The following is a 14166-nucleotide window of genomic DNA, read 5'->3' as shown; positions in this document are numbered from 1 at the left end:
CGAAGTCCCGACCGGCTCCCCCCATTGGTCCACACAAGGAACCGGCCCGTCCGCGGAATCGCGGATCGGGCCGGGTCGGGCGGGTGCGAAGGGCTCAGCCCAGGGCGTTCTTGGCGGCGGCGCAGGCGGAGGACGTGATCGGGCGCTTGCCGCGGATACGCGAGACGAGCGCGACGTTGTCCTCGTACATGTGCATCGAGGTGATGCGACCCGCCGTCACGCTCAGGTGGATGGCGACCGGCGAGGACAGCCGGCGGCCGGTCGGCTTGATCACGTGGATGAAGTGGCCGAGCACCACCGCGTCGGTGCCCTCGACCAGCACCTTGTCCGCTTCGACCGTGCTGCGCCCGAGTTCGAAGCGCGGCATCGTCAGCCGAAGGAAGTCGGCGGCCAGCCCTCGGCTGGCCATCCACGGGGCCGCCTCGGACGCTGCCACGTAGCACTCCACCTCGTCGGCGAACAGCTCCGCGATGCGCTCCGCGTCGCCCTCGGCCAGCCGGGCCAGGTACTCCTCGACGATCACGCGGGTGCCGGGCACCGCCGGAGCCATCGGACGGCGCAGTGGGGCGATCCCCACCTGGTGTCCGGCGTTGAGGCCGGTCCAGGGCGCGGACGCCACAGCCTGATCCTGGATCAACATGGGCGGAACGTTACCTTCGGGTCGACCCGGATTCCCAGCGTCCGGGTTATCGGTTAAATCACCTGGTCAACCGGAATGCGGGCGGCCGTCGGCGCGGTTGATCGGCCGCACTCGACCGGCTGAGCTGCCCGCCATTGAACGTTTTGTACCGTTCGGGGCAAGTATTCGGGATCGGTCCATCACATGTGACGACCCCTCCCGAAATCGCGTTGACCCGGCCGCCGATCCGCGCCGACCATCGGTTCATGCTCATCGATCACTTCCCGCTGATCGGACTGCGGATCACCACGCCCCGGCTGCAACTGCGCCTGCCGGACGCGGAGGAGTTGGCCGCGCTGGCCGACGTCGCCGCCGACGGTGTGCACGACCCGGCGTACATGCCGTTCCGCATCCGCTGGACCGAGCTGCCGCCGGCCGAGCGGGCCCGGTCCGTCGTGCTGCACCACTGGAGCCTGCTCGGCCAGTGGACGCCGCGGTCCTGGAAGCTCCCGCTCACGGTGTTCCACGAGAGTGGGCCGGTGGGCATGCAGATGCTCAAGGCGACCGACCTCGCGGTGACCGCCGAGTGCGCGACCGCGAGCTGGCTGGGCCGTCGGCACCAGCGGCAGGGCATCGGCGCCGAGATGCGCGGGGCGGTCGCGCACCTGGCCTTCACGCACCTCGGCGCGACGGACCTGGTCTCGGGGGCGTTCACGGACAACGCCCCGTCGCTCGGGGTGTCGGCCAAGCTCGGCTACGCCCACGACGGCATCGAGCGGCACGACGACCAGGGCCGCCTGCGGGTGATCCGCCGGCTGCGGCTGACCAGGCAGGCCTGGCTGGAGCGCGACCGTCCGCCGGTGACCGTCGAAGGGCTGGCACGGTGCCTGCCGCTGCTCGGCCTGACCGAAATGCAGGCCTCCGATCAGGACCATCCGGACACGACCGGGTGACAGCTTCGCGGATTGCATATGTTTGTTGGACGTATATGCTCCCGGCATGGCTGAGATATCCATGGGGGAACCCGCCTTCCTGATCCTCACGGCGCTGGCCGGCGAGCCCAAACACGGCTATGCCGTGATCGAGGACGTGCTCGACATCTCCGGCGGGCAGGTCCGTCTGCACACCGGCACCCTCTACTCCGTACTGGACCGGCTGCGCGAGGGCGGTCTGATCGAAGTGGACCGCGAGGAGATCGTCGCGTCCCGGCTGCGCCGCTACTACCGGCTCACCGGGGTCGGGCAGGAACGCCTGGCCGCCGAGACGGTGCGCCTGCGCCGCAACGCCGACGCGGCCGCCGCCCGGTTGTCCGGCTTCGCACTGCGCCCCGGGACGGGTGCGGCGTGAGCGAGCATCACGAGCAGCTGGAACGACGCTACGAGCGCCTGCTCGCCCTGTTTCCGGCCGCGCACCGGCGGGAGTACGAGGACGAGATGATGGGTGTGCTCTTGGCCGGGGCAGCACCGCAGCAGCGCTACCCCGGGCTGGGCGAGACGGCGAACCTGATCCGCTGCGCGGTCTGGCTGCGGGTGGGCGGGCGCGGCGCAGGCTCCGCGGACCGGTACTGGGCCTCGGCCGCCGCGGTGTTCGGGCTGGTCGTGTGCCTCATGATGCTCACCTACCGGCTGGGCATCATGGGCGCGGAGGTGCTCGGCGGCTGGCGCATCGACGGACGCCTGCTCATCGTGCCCGGGCAGTGGTGGTTGGCCATGGCCGGCTGGACGGTGGCCGTCGCTTTCGCGTTCACCAGGTTCCGTCTCGTCGCGGCTGCGGGCGCCTGGGTCGCGGCGCTCAGCGAGGTGGCGGTGGAGATCATCGGCTACCCGAGCTGGCCCAGCCACCTCGTGGAGGTCTGGTGGATGCTGGTGCTGAGCGTCGGCGCCGCGTTTGCGCTGACCGTGCGGGGGCGCACGCGCCCACAGGGGGCGCTGGGCGTTCGCCGTACCGTCGTCATGTCGTCGGCCTTCGCTGTGCTGGCGGTCCTGCCCGCGGTCGACGCGTCGCTCGCGGTGGTGACACGCTATGGCGACGGCGGCTTCTCGATCGGCGCGCTGGGCGGCTACAACGCGCCCGGCTGGCTCGGCGGCCACCACGTCAGCGGCGTCATCACGCTCGTGCCGGGCCTGATCTGCGCGCTGGTGATCCTGTACTGCCTGCTGCGGGCCGAAGCGCCGGTGCGGCGGCGGCTGGTGGCGATGTTCGCACCCGCACTCGCACTGAACCTCGTCGTGCCGCCCGTGTTCAACGGGTTCCTCGTGTCGACGCAGCGGTTCAACCCACCCGTGCTGCTCGTACCCGGGCAGTGGGTGTTCCTGATCGTGTTCCCGCTGGTCCTCTTCGCCGTCGGGGCGCTGCTGGTGGTGCGCGGCGAGCGGCACGCACACCTGATCGAGCTGGGCCGGGCCGCCGAGCGCGAGGCACGGCTCAAGCAGGCGGCCACGCCGTCCTGACGGTGCGGAAGGGGGGGGGGGGCCCCCCCCGGGGGGGGGGGGGGGGGCCGCGGGGGGGGGGGGGGGGGGGGGGGGGGGGGGGGCAGGCGGCCCCGCCGTCCTGACGGTGCGGACGGGCGCCTTCCACAACGCATGCGTTGTGGAAGGCGCCCTTCCTTCTGTCAGGTGGGTGAGCAGGTGAGGGTGGGAGCGCCGTTGGCGCTGCCGGTATAGCTGCCGAGGAAGCCGAAGGTGGTGCTGGCTCCCGCGCCGAGGGCGCTGTTGTGGGCGACGCTCTTGGCTGTGGCCGTGGAACCGCTGGTGGTGACTGTCGCGTTCCAGGAGTTGGTGATCTGCTGGCCGTTGGTCCAGGTGACCGTCACCGTCCACTTGGTGATCGCGGAGGAGCCCGCGGTCACCTTCACCTCACCCTGGAAGCCGCCGGGCCACTGGCCGAGCAGCGAGTACGACGCTGAGCAGCCGCCGGGCGGCGGCGGGGACGACGGCGCACTGGGCGAGGCCGAGACCGACGGGCTCGGCGACGGCGGGCGGCTGGGCGACGGAGACGCCGACGGCGGACGGCTAGGCGACGGGGACGCCGACGGCGACTGGCTCGGCGTGACGCCGCCGAAGGTCACGTCGCTGCAGAAGTAGTACGACTGGTCCAGGTGGCTGGCCTGCCAGACGGTGTACACGATGTGCCGGCCGGTCCGCCCGCTGGCGGTGCCGCCGACCTGGATGGACACGCCGCCCGCGCTCTCCGGGGTCCACTGCGCGGCGGGGGTGTTGCCGATCTGGCCGACCAGTTCCAGGTTGCCCCAGCCCAGCGGTTGTGTGATCGGGTTGAACCCCTGCTTGGTGACGTACACCCGGATGTAGTCCGCGCCGTGGCTGGCCTGGTCGTAGAGCTTGACGCTGAAGTTGGTGCCGATCGACTGGGCCTTCCAGTCGCCGACCGTGTCCATCGCGTTGTAGCGACCGCTCTCGGTGTGGCCGGCGCTGCACAGCTGGCCGTCCGGGATGGCGCCCTGGTGGTTGCCGGCCACGCCCTCACGGAACAGGCCGTTCCAGTTCCACATGGCGTTCGGGTTGGCCTGCCAGGCCTGCCAGCACATGGGGTCCTGGGTGGCCATCGCCGGGTTCTGGAAGTCGCTGCCCCAGCGCTGCCAGCACCCGTAGTTGCGCGAGGCCGGGCTGACGATGTTGCCGTGCGCGTCGGCGATCTTCGCCAGCGCCGTGGTGAGCAGCAGGACCGAGGCGACGGCCACGATCAGCGCGTAGAGTGCGGCCCGCCGCCGAGCGGCGAGTGTGGTGGACATGGGAACTCCTTCGTACGGAGTGCCATGCACGCGTGGGCGGATGCCGAGGGAGCCCGGGGCCGTCGCACCGCACGCGAACGCACGCATGGTCGGATTCGACTTCAGCCGCGGAAGGCTGCCCCACTCCCGCGCTGCTACGTGGCTCCCGTAGCGGTCGAATCAGACCTTACGCATTACCTTGAATATGTCAATTTATCACTCTGCGTGCACCCTGTCGTGCTGCGCGGTGACCGACCGCAGCGCCACCCCGACAGGCGGACGGTACGGCGGAAGTCATCGTTCGAGGACTATGCTCCACCCGCTCGGACGCCAGACAGGAGACGCGCCATGATCACTCAGCGTACGCCCGAGGCCGCGCCCGCGGCCGACGCCCCGCAACGCAGCCCGTGGCTCATCCTGTCGGTGCTGTGCCTGGGCTTTTTTATGATCCTTCTTGATACGACCATCGTGAACATCGCGATCCCGGACCTCATCGACGATCTCGGCGCGACACTGAACCAGATCCTGTGGATCCTCAACGCCTACATCCTGGTGTACGCCGTCCTGCTGATCACCGCGGGCCGGCTCGGCGACATCCACGGCCCCAAGCGGCTGTTCATGATCGGCCTCGCGCTGTTCACCGTGGCCTCGATCGCCTGCGGGCTGGCCCAGGACCCGGCCCAGCTCGTTATGTTCCGCATCGCGCAGGGCCTCGGCGGGGCGCTGCTGACCCCGCAGACGTTGGCCGTCATCACCACCATCTTCCCCGCCGAGCGGCGCGGCGCCGCGTTCGGCGTCTGGGGCGGCGTGGCGGGCCTGGCCACGGTCGCCGGGCCGACCCTGGGCGGCTGGCTCGTCTCCGAGTGGGGCTGGCGCTGGATCTTCTTCGTCAACGTGCCGGTCGGTGTGATCGCGCTCGTGATGGCCGCGGTCATCATGCCCGACCTGCGCTTCAACCGCCGCCACCGGCTCGACCTGCCCGGCACCGCGCTGGTCACCGCAGGGCTGTTCGGAATCTGCTACGGCCTCATCGAGGGCGAGTCGCACGGCTGGGGACTGGTCTGGGGCCCGGTCTCCATTCCGATGGTCATCGCGGCCGGGGTCCTGATCCTCGCCCTGTTCGTCTGGCTGTCGCACGTGCGCAGCGACGCCGAGCCGCTGATCCCGCTGCGGCTGTTCGCCGACCGCAACTTCTCCGTGATGAACGGCGTGGTCGCCGCGGTCTCGTTCGGCATGCTCGGGCTGTTCCTGCCACTCACCATCTACCTGCAGTCGGTACTCAACCTGACCGCGCTGCAGGCCGGGCTCACCACCGCGCCGATGTCGCTGATCTCCATGTTCGTGGCGCCCGTCGCGGGACGCGCCGCCGACCGCCACGGCAAGTACGTCCTGCTAGCCGGCATGACCCTGTGGACTGCCGGCCTCACCTGGGTCGTGCTGGCCGCGCAGGCCGGCTCGGACCGCGGCGACCTGCTGCCCGGCCTGCTCGTCGCGGGGCTCGGCCTCGGCGGCGTCTTCGCACCACTGCAGACCATCGCCATGCGCGACATCGAGCCGCGCTTCGCCGGCGCCGCCTCGGGCGTCTTCAACACCACCCGGCAGCTCGGCGCGGTCGTCGGCGCGGCCGCGGTGGGCGCGCTGCTACAGGCCCGGCTCGCCGTCGACCTGGCCGCGCAGGCCCGGACCAACGCCACCGCCCTGCCCGAGCCGTTCCGCGACCGGTTCGTCGCCGCGTTCGACGAGGCCGGATCACGCGGGATGGAGGTCGGCGCGGGTCAGAGCGGAGCGCACCTGCCCGCGGGCGCCCCGCCGGAGATCGCGCAGCTCGCGTTGCGCACGTTCCACGAGGGCTTCACCGCGGCGATGAAGTCGACCATGGTCCTGCCCCTGATCGTGCTGGGTGTCGCGACCGTGTCCGTGCTGCTGGTCAGGCGGCGCAGGTCGTCGGCCGCCGTGCCGCGACCGGCCGACGCGCACGCCGCCGCGGTCGGCGACGAGCAGAACGTGACCGTGCAAGGCTGAGCCGTCCGGACCGGGCGACGCGGGGGTCGGCCGCTGCGGCGTGCTCAGGACGCCTGACGCGCCGAGCGTCCGGTTAGACCGGCTCAGCGTCCCGCGTTGCGCGGGTGGTTGCGCGCGGTGCGCTCGTTGCCGTGCCGGTAGTTGCCGGTCCAGCGGGCCATGACCTCCTGCGGGTCACCGGCCCGCACCTCGTCCAGGAAGCGCTTGGCACGCTCCCCGCGCAGCAGCGTCACGACGGCACGGTGGTGCGACACGGCGACGGTTCCGTCGGCGCGTACGGCGAAGTCGAATCCGTGGGGGGCGGGCACGCGGTCGATCCTGCCACGGGCACCTCGCCACCGCACCGAGGTTTCCGCAGGCGGCGCCCACCAGCACGTTGGGAAGGGCACCTTCTACCAACACATGGCGATGTGCAGGTGCCCTTCCTTTCCTCAGGCGGCTTCGACGGCGGCGCGGACGGCGGCGGCGGGGGCGGGGGTGCCCAGCTCGTTGCTGAACGGGCCGTAGGGGGTTCCGTAGGCGGGGGTGTCCGGCTGGTATTTGCGGCCGCCCGCGCCCAGGGGGCCGGCGTCGACCGCGTCGTAGCCGATCGCGTCCAGGAACGCCGTCACGGCCGCCTTGGCCGCGGGGTCGTCGGAGGCGACGGGCAGTGCGGTGCGGTCAGCCGCGCCGGCCGGGCGTGCCAGCGAACCCAGGTGCATGAAGTAGATGTTGTTGAACACCTTCACCACCTGCGCGCCGGCCAGGTGGCGCTGCAGCAGCTCGCTGCTGGTGGAACTGCCGTCGTCGAGCACCTCGATCTGCCCGTCGCGCTCGGGGTAGTAGTTGTTGGTGTCCATCACGACCTTGCCGGACAGCGGCTCCGGCGGGACGCTGTCGTAGGCGTGCAGCGGCACGCTGACCAGCACCAGATCACCCGCCGCGGCGGCCTCGGCGACGGTGCCCGCGCGGGCCCGCGGGCCCAGTTCCGCGGCCAGGTCGGCCAGTGTCTGCGGGCCGCGTGAGTTGCTCAGCACCACGTCGTACCCGGCGGCCACGGCCAGCCTGGCCACGGTGCCGCCGATGTGCCCACTGCCGATCATCCCGATGGTCGTCATCGCCCACTGCCTTCCGCCGTCGCCCGGCATGATCGCCGGCACCACGGTGGTCAACGGTCGACCCGCGCCGACGGTTCCGGGCCCCGCCGGCGCCGCGTCCCGGCGTGACGAATGGACCGGGCGGGGACCGGCCTCGTAGGGTCGCGGCATGATCAGCGTGCGCGAGGCGACGGGGCCGGAGATCGAGCAGTGGCGGGCGGAGTGGGCGCGGCGGCTGCGGGAGCGGTACGTCCGGTGCTACACCGACCCGGCGACGATCACCAGGGAGGTCGAGCGCAGCCTCGGCAACCAGCGCGACGACGCGGGCGGTCGGGTGTACGCGATCGAGGTCGGCGGCGCGGCGGCGGGTTTCCTGGCCCTCGGCGGGTCACGGCCGCGCCGGCCCGAGCAGCGCAGCCTGCACGACCTGTGGCTGGCACCCGAGCACCGCAGCCGGGGTCTGGGCCGCGCGGCGGTAGCGTGGGCCCGCGAACGCGCCGCCGCGGACGGCGGCAGCCGGTTGGCCGTGGTGCTGGCACCCGGCAACCCCGCCGCCGACGCGCTCTTCGGCGCGTACCCCCTGCGGGCGCAGCAGATGGTCAAGACGGTGCCCACCGGGGTGTCCCTGCCCGCCGGGGTCACCGGCCGGCCGATGACCCCGGTCGATTTCGGGCTGTGGCGGGACCAGGCGATCCGGATGTACGCAGAGGAGATGGCCGCCTCCGGCAGCCGCTCCCCCGCCGACGCGCTGGCCGCGTCCGTCGCCGAGCACGACGAACTGCTCCCGGAGGGTCTGCGCACCGCCGGCCACGCCCTCTGGTGCGTGACCGCCGGAGACGAGGTCGTCGGCACGGTGTGGCTGCGGCACGGCTTCCTGCCCGGGATGAGCTTCGTGTTCGGCGTGGACGTGGAACCGGAGCACCGGGGCCGCGGCTACGGGCGCGCGGCGATGCTCGTCGGCGAGCAGGCGACCGCGGCGGCCGGCGACGCCCAGCTCGGGCTGAACGTCTTCGGCCACAACACGATCGCCATGCGCCTCTACGACTCGATGGGCTACCAGGTCGTCGAGCAGTACCGCGCCGACGACCTGTAGCCGCGGCGGTTGCGCCCGGCGGATTCACTCTCCAGCCAGGTTCCGACAGATTCATTGAGATCGTTAGATCCACATGTTTGCATGTATCGAGTTACCGTCCCGTCACGGAAAGGTATCGGACATGCTAAGACCGACTCGCGTGCTCTCCACCCTGGTGGGGATCGCCGCCATGCTCGGCACGCTGCTGGTCGCCGGCACGCCCTCGCAGGCTGCCGTGCCGAACCGGTTCGGGTTCGTCCTGTGGAACGGCGCGGCGGTGGTGGCCGGGGGCACCACCCCGGCGGCCACCACGGTCGTGCCGCTGGCCGTCGGCCGCTACCAGGTCACGTTCCCCGGCCAGGGATTCAGCGGCGGCGTCGTGCACGTCACCGCGATCACCACCGGGCCACGCTGGTGCCAGGCCGAGACCTGGTTCCCCTCCGGCGTCAACGAGATCGCGATCATTCGCTGCTACCGGGTGGGCGGGGTGCCCGACAACAGCGGCTTCAGCGCCATCTTCACCAGCAGCTCGGGTGCCGGCGCGTCCGGGCCCTACGGTTACGTGGACACCCAGCCGACCGGCGTGATCATCAGCCAGTACAACGCGGCGGGCGCGGGCAACCTGGTCACGCCGTTGGGCGTGGGCCAGTGGAGCGTGAAGTTCCCGAGCATCGGCTCCGGCGGCCCGATCGACGGCAGCGCGCAGGTGACCGCCGTCGGCACCGTGGGCACCCGTTGCAAGATCCGCAACTGGACCTCGATCCCGGCGCAGCAGGAGGTCACGGTGCTCTGCTTCAACTCGGCGGGCGCCCTGGTCAACAGCCGCTTCACGGTGTCGTACCAGCAGAAGGCGTCGCTCTACGGCGCCGGATTCCCGCCGCAGTACTTCGGCTACCTCTGGAACGCGCCGCCGGTGGGCCCCGCGCTCACCAACTTCAACTCGGTGCTCGGCTACGGCGCGAACACCCTCATCTCGGCAGGTCCCGGCCTGTCCCTGGTCACCTTCCGGCAGATCGGCTTCGCGCCGCTGACCGTGCAGGTCACCGCGGCCGGCTCGAACTCGAACTTCTGCGGCCTGAACTTCCCGTGGACGATCTCGGGCGTCGACCTGTACGTGCGTGACGTCAGCTGCTACACCAACGCGGGCGCGGCCGTGAACACCGGCTTCACCGTCAGCGCCAGTTCGCGCATCTAACGGCCCGCGGCCACGCCCGGCTCCCTACCGGGCGTGGCCGTCACCGTTGCCCGACCACCGCGGGCGGGATGTCACGCCCGGGCGGCGAGGCGGCGCAGGGCGCGACCGAGCAGGCGGGCGTACGTGTGCTGGAAGCCGACCACGATCGGTCCGGCCGCTCTGGTGTACCAGCGGGCGGGGCGGCTGAACGCGATCACCGAGTACCACACCGCCCCGTCGACCAGCTCGACGAGGAACGCCTCCTCGCCGCTCTCGGGGTGGCCGGCCAGCGTGCCGTAGCCGAACCCGGCCCGCTGGGGCCCGTCCTCGACCCATACCACCAGGCAGGGGGCGGCGATGCGCAGCGAGCCGACGCCGAGCCCCGAGGTCACCGCGAGCCCTTCGACCGCGCGCGGCCCGGCCGCGGTGATACGCACCCCGACCGCGCGCTGCGGCGCGAAGGTCAGCACCGCGTCCGCGGCGGCCGCCATCACCGAGGCGTCGCCGATGCGGGTCCGGTAGCGCAGGTGGTGGTAGCCGCGCGGAAGCTCGCCGGCCCGGGTGGCGCCGACTTCGGCATAGCTGAAGCTCATCGCGTCCCCCGCACGGCCGCCGGTTGGAAGGCACCTTCCACTACCGATAACGATAAGAAGGTGCCCTTCCTTCGTGGCGGTCAGGCGCGGAAGATGCCGGTGGCGTCGGATCTGACGCGGATTTCGCGGAGGGGGCGGTTGGCGGGGCCGCCGGCCACGGTGCCGTCGGCGGCGCGGAAGCGGCTGCCGTGGCAGCCGCACTCGATGACGCCGTCGGCGACGCTGGTGACGATGCAGCCCTGGTGGGTGCACACGGCGGAGAACGCCTTGAACACGCCCGCCTGCGGCTGGGTGACGACCAGGCGCTCGGCCTCGAGCACCACGCCGCCGCCCACCGGCACCTTGCCCGCCTCGACCAGCGGCTTGGCCGCCGGCGGGGCCGCGGCGGTGGCGCCCGGACCCGTGGTGCCCGGTGCGGGACCGGGACCGGTGGTGCCTGGTGCGGGACCGGGACCCGTCGTGCGCGGCGCGGGGTTGCCGGGGCCGGTCGTGGCCGGGGCCGGCTCGGGCAGCGGCTCCGCGGCGGTGTTCTCCCCGTACGTCTGGCAGCCTGCCAGCAGGGCGGCCGCCCCGGCCACGCCGGCCAGCACGGCCCGCCGGGACGCGCAGCCGGCCGCGCAGCCGCCCGTGGTCGTGTCGTCGTGCATCGCGGTCTCCCGGCTCATCAGAAACGCACCCCGATCGTGGTGAAGTACCAGAACGACGAGGTCAGCCACAGTCCGATCAGGGCGGTGAACACGGCGCCGCCCAGCAGCGGCAGGGTCCAGCCGGGCAGCCCGCGTTTGGGCAGGCTCAGCATCTTCACCGTGAACGCGCCGAAGAAGAAGCAGCCCAGCAGGGAGTGGGCCAGGGTGCGGGTGTCGTAGGTGGCGAAACCCAGCGCGTACAGGCAGTGCACGGCCACCGGCACGGTCAGCAGGAAGGCGAACCGGCCCGACCAGCGGTGCAGGGGCCCGATCCAGGACGGCACCCGCGATCCGAACTTGCCCCACATCGCGAACGCGCTGACCAGCTGCACCAGTGCGAGCAGCGCCGCGCCGGTGGCCAGCCAGACCTTCACCGTCTGCGGGCCGGAGAAGCCGGCCACGTTCACCGCGATCCCGGTCGGCGTGTGCACGCTGCCGTACACACCCAGGGTCACCGTCACCACCGCGCCGAGCAGCAGCGGCACGTACAGCCCTGCCGCCGAGACCCTGGTGCGCCTGGTCTGCTCGCTCATGCCTTCTCCTCGCTGCGCTCGTCGGCGGCATCACCGAGCCTGCCGATTCGCTCGCACTGCTCGCTCATGCCTTCTCCTCGCTGCGCTCGTCCATGTCAGTTCGCGGTCAGGGCGCCGGTGACGGGCTCGGCGGTCAGCGCCGCACCGTCGACGGTGACCGCGCCGGTGGCCGGGTCGATCGCGGGTGCGGGCCGCGGCACGTCGTCGACGGTGACGACACCGACCTGGCTGCCGTCGGGCAGCACGATCCAGCCGCCGACGACCTTGGCGTTGCGTACGGTCGCGGTGGCGCGGTAGAGGCCGGACGGCTTGGCGACGGCCTTGACGGTGAAGGTCCACTTGCGGCCGCTCGCGGTGACCGTGCCGGTGGCCTTGCCGCCGCCGAAGGTGCCGACGAGGGTGGCGCCGTTCTTGCCGGTCAGCGACAGCTTGCCGTCCGCCGCGGTGCCCTGCAGCCACACCTCGGCCTTCTTGCCGTCACACAGGTACGCCACCGCGACGCCGTCGGTGACCGAGATCGCGATGGTCGCGCCGCCGCCGTTCACGGTGCCCGCCCAGATGGCGTTCACCTTGGCCGCGGGCGCGGCGGTGGGGGACGCCTCCGCCGAAGGTGAGGCCGAGGGCGCGGCCGCGGCGGGCGCGCTCGTGGCCGGCGCGGCGCCGAACCCGACCGGGTCCGGGTCGTCGCCGCCGCGTGCGGTGACCGTCAGGTTCACGGTGATCAGCACGGCCGCGAGGGCCAGGCCGGCCAGCAGCGTGAGCAGAGGTCCGTTGCGCTTCATGGTCAGCTCCTAACGCCGCCGGACACAGCACCGGCGACGGGTCCAGCCAACCGCGTGAGCGGGCGGGAGTCTGCGTACTAGTCCACACAGCGCATTCGCGACAGTTCTGCGGCGGTGTCGCGGGGCGTAGGGTGTCGGCGTGTCGCGGCCCTTCCTCCCTCCCGCCGTCCAGCCGGTGCGCGCCCTGGTCTGGCTGCTGCACCTCGCGCTGCCGATGGCGGGGCTGTGGCTGCTGCTGGCCGTGCCGGGCGCGGACATCTCCTGGCACGACTCGCACAGCCACTTCTGGCTGGTGCTGGTCGTCGCCGCGGTGAACGTGGTGCTGGGCATCCGGATCTCCGCCGTGGCGCGCAAGCGGGCCGACGCGCGACTGCTGCTGGTGTCGCTGGCGTTCCTGGCCAGCGCCGGTTTCCTGCTGCTGCACGCGCTGGCCACGCCGGGCGTGCTGGTGCACCACGCCTCCGTCGGCTTTGACCTGTCGCAGCCGGTGGGCCTGGCCGTGGCGTCGGTGTTCGCGCTGGTCTCGTCGCTGCCCTTGGAGGGGGCGCGGGGCGCGGCGGTACTGCGGGCGCGGCCATACCTGCAAGGCGGGCTGTGGTTGCTGATCCTGGGCTGGGGCGTCGTCGAGCTGCTGGACCTGCCGCCGCTCAGTGCCCGGCCCGGCCCGCGCGACGTGCAGGGCGCGATGGCCTGGGTCACCGCGGCCACCGTCGTGCTCTACCTGGTCGCCGCGCTGCGCTACTTCGCCATGCACCGGCGCAAGCCCGCCGCCATGCTGATCAGCATCGTCACCGCGTTCACGCTGCTGGCCGAGTCGAGCGTGGCGGTGCTGCTGGCGTACAAGTGGCAGCTGTCCTGGTGGGAGTGGCACCTGCTGCTGGCGTTCGCGTTCGGCTTCGTCGCCTACAGCGCGTACGTGCAGTACGGCCGCGAGGGCGGCAGCGCCGGCCTGTTCGACGCGATCACCCTGGACCAGACGGCCCGCGCGATCCGCGCCGAATACGGTGCGGCGCTGGAGGAGCTGGTCACCGCGCTGCAGGAGCGCGAGCGCACCGGGGCGGCCACCCGGCCGGTCGCCGCCCGCCTGGCCGAACGCTTCGGGCTCACCGAAGGCCAGACCGCGGTGCTGGACCGGGCCGCGGCGGCACTGTCGGCCGAGCGGGAGGTGTCGCGCACGCTGGGCACCCTGTTCCGGCACTACCTGTCACCGGACGTGGCCGCCGCACTGCTGGCCGACCCCGACCAGGCCGCGCTCGGCGGCGAGGTGGTCGAGGTGACCGCGCTCTTCGCCGACCTGCGCGGCTTCACCACGTTCTCCGAGGGCGTCGAACCGGCCGAGATCGTGCGGATGCTCAACCGCTACCACGGCGTGGCGGTGCCGGCGATCCTCGACAACGGCGGCACCGTGGTGCAGTTCGTCGGCGACGCCCTGCTGGCGCTGTTCAACGCCCCGGCCCGGCAGCCCGACCACGCGCTGCGGGCGGTGCGCGCGGCACTGGCCATGCAGCGCGGGGTCGACGCGATCGCCGCCGGGCACCCCGACTGGCCGCGCTTCCGGGTCGGCGCGAACACCGGCCCGGCGCTGGTCGGCAACATCGGCAGCGAGCAGCTGCGCGGCTTCAACGCGATGGGCGACGCCGTCAACGTCGCAGCCCGCCTGCAGACCCTCGCCGAGCCCGGCCAGGTCGTCATCGGCGAGGCGACCCGCCTGGCCGCCGGGCGCGCGATCATCGCCCAGCCGCTGGGCGACCTGCCCGTCAAGGGCCGGATCGCCACGGTACGCGCGTACGCCGTCACGGGGATGCACACCGTGGCGCGGGCCCCTGCCCATGCCGCCGACGCGCGCAGCGAGGAGAAGGCGTGAGCGAGCGCAGCGAGCGAA

At 72.3% G+C, this 14166-nt stretch carries 15 protein-coding genes; 7 read left to right on the top strand and 8 right to left on the bottom strand.

Annotated elements, in window-relative coordinates; translation table 11 throughout:
* Nucleotides 1-94: 94 nt before the first annotated feature.
* Nucleotides 95-640: a nuclear transport factor 2 family protein gene (locus F9C41_RS31880; RefSeq protein ID WP_155390519.1), complete on the bottom strand. Its 546-nt coding sequence runs from the start codon at nucleotides 638-640 to the stop codon at nucleotides 95-97.
* Nucleotides 641-885: 245 nt separating this feature from the next.
* Between F9C41_RS31880 and F9C41_RS31875 the strand changes: the two genes are divergently transcribed.
* Genes F9C41_RS31875 through F9C41_RS31865 form a run of 3 tightly spaced genes read left to right on the top strand, consistent with a single transcriptional unit; the run spans nucleotide 886 to nucleotide 3069 of the window.
* Entirely contained in the window at nucleotides 886-1572 is a 687-nt protein-coding gene (locus F9C41_RS31875) for a GNAT family N-acetyltransferase (protein WP_155390518.1), read from the top strand.
* A 46-nt stretch (nucleotides 1573-1618) separates the two neighbouring features.
* Entirely contained in the window at nucleotides 1619-1966 is a 348-nt protein-coding gene (locus F9C41_RS31870; protein WP_155390517.1) for a PadR family transcriptional regulator, read from the top strand.
* Nucleotides 1963-3069 (top strand): hypothetical protein, encoded by a 1107-nt coding sequence (locus tag F9C41_RS31865; RefSeq protein WP_155390516.1) that lies wholly within the window; start codon nucleotides 1963-1965, stop codon nucleotides 3067-3069. Before F9C41_RS31870 ends, F9C41_RS31865 begins: the two co-directional genes overlap by 4 nt.
* Nucleotides 3070-3230: 161 nt before the next feature.
* On the opposite strand, the gene F9C41_RS31860 is transcribed toward F9C41_RS31865, so the two are convergent.
* A complete protein-coding gene (locus tag F9C41_RS31860) occupies nucleotides 3231-4367 on the bottom strand; it encodes a lytic polysaccharide monooxygenase auxiliary activity family 9 protein (protein ID WP_155390515.1) in 1137 nt (378 codons plus the stop codon).
* A 327-nt stretch (nucleotides 4368-4694) separates the two neighbouring features.
* Between F9C41_RS31860 and F9C41_RS31855 the strand changes: the two genes are divergently transcribed.
* Nucleotides 4695-6368, top strand: a complete 1674-nt coding sequence (locus F9C41_RS31855; RefSeq protein ID WP_196280046.1) for a DHA2 family efflux MFS transporter permease subunit — start codon at nucleotides 4695-4697, stop codon at nucleotides 6366-6368.
* A gap of 83 nt (nucleotides 6369-6451) precedes the next feature.
* Here F9C41_RS31855 and F9C41_RS31850 read toward each other — a convergent pair whose 3' ends face one another.
* Both F9C41_RS31850 and F9C41_RS31845 read right to left on the bottom strand, forming a co-directional pair.
* On the bottom strand, nucleotides 6452-6676 hold the full coding sequence (locus tag F9C41_RS31850) for a hypothetical protein (protein ID WP_144120668.1): 225 nt from the start codon (nucleotides 6674-6676) through the stop codon (nucleotides 6452-6454).
* A gap of 123 nt (nucleotides 6677-6799) precedes the next feature.
* Entirely contained in the window at nucleotides 6800-7465 is a 666-nt protein-coding gene (locus F9C41_RS31845) for an NADPH-dependent F420 reductase (protein ID WP_155390513.1), read from the bottom strand.
* Nucleotides 7466-7613: 148 nt separating this feature from the next.
* Between F9C41_RS31845 and F9C41_RS31840 the strand changes: the two genes are divergently transcribed.
* Together F9C41_RS31840 and F9C41_RS31835 are read left to right on the top strand one after the other, a co-directional pair.
* The gene (locus F9C41_RS31840; protein ID WP_155390512.1) at nucleotides 7614-8537 is read left to right on the top strand and encodes a GNAT family N-acetyltransferase; all 924 of its coding nucleotides are present in this window, start codon (nucleotides 7614-7616) and stop codon (nucleotides 8535-8537) included.
* A gap of 121 nt (nucleotides 8538-8658) precedes the next feature.
* Entirely contained in the window at nucleotides 8659-9711 is a 1053-nt protein-coding gene (locus F9C41_RS31835; RefSeq protein WP_155390511.1) for a hypothetical protein, read from the top strand.
* Nucleotides 9712-9782: 71 nt separating this feature from the next.
* Here the strand turns inward: F9C41_RS31835 and F9C41_RS31830 are convergent, their stop codons facing one another.
* The 4 genes from F9C41_RS31830 to F9C41_RS31815 all read right to left on the bottom strand — a co-directional run bounded on the left by F9C41_RS31830 (nucleotide 9783) and on the right by F9C41_RS31815 (nucleotide 12284).
* Nucleotides 9783-10283: a DUF1990 family protein gene (locus F9C41_RS31830; RefSeq protein ID WP_155390510.1), complete on the bottom strand. Its 501-nt coding sequence runs from the start codon at nucleotides 10281-10283 to the stop codon at nucleotides 9783-9785.
* Nucleotides 10284-10363: 80 nt separating this feature from the next.
* Entirely contained in the window at nucleotides 10364-10948 is a 585-nt protein-coding gene (locus F9C41_RS31825) for a Rieske (2Fe-2S) protein (protein ID WP_230690167.1), read from the bottom strand.
* Nucleotides 10948-11502 (bottom strand): DUF6529 family protein, encoded by a 555-nt coding sequence (locus F9C41_RS31820; protein ID WP_155390509.1) that lies wholly within the window; start codon nucleotides 11500-11502, stop codon nucleotides 10948-10950. Before F9C41_RS31820 ends, F9C41_RS31825 begins: the two co-directional genes overlap by 1 nt.
* A gap of 95 nt (nucleotides 11503-11597) precedes the next feature.
* Nucleotides 11598-12284: a hypothetical protein gene (locus tag F9C41_RS31815; protein WP_155390508.1), complete on the bottom strand. Its 687-nt coding sequence runs from the start codon at nucleotides 12282-12284 to the stop codon at nucleotides 11598-11600.
* 214 nt (nucleotides 12285-12498) lie between these two features.
* Between F9C41_RS31815 and F9C41_RS31810 the strand changes: the two genes are divergently transcribed.
* The gene (locus F9C41_RS31810) at nucleotides 12499-14148 is read left to right on the top strand and encodes an adenylate/guanylate cyclase domain-containing protein (RefSeq protein ID WP_155390675.1); all 1650 of its coding nucleotides are present in this window, start codon (nucleotides 12499-12501) and stop codon (nucleotides 14146-14148) included.
* Nucleotides 14149-14166 lie beyond the last annotated feature (18 nt).

Source organism: Catellatospora paridis, from assembly GCF_009720365.1.
GTDB classification, from domain to species: Bacteria; Actinomycetota; Actinomycetes; order Mycobacteriales; family Micromonosporaceae; genus Catellatospora; species Catellatospora paridis.
This window is presented reverse-complemented; position numbering and strand designations above follow the sequence as displayed.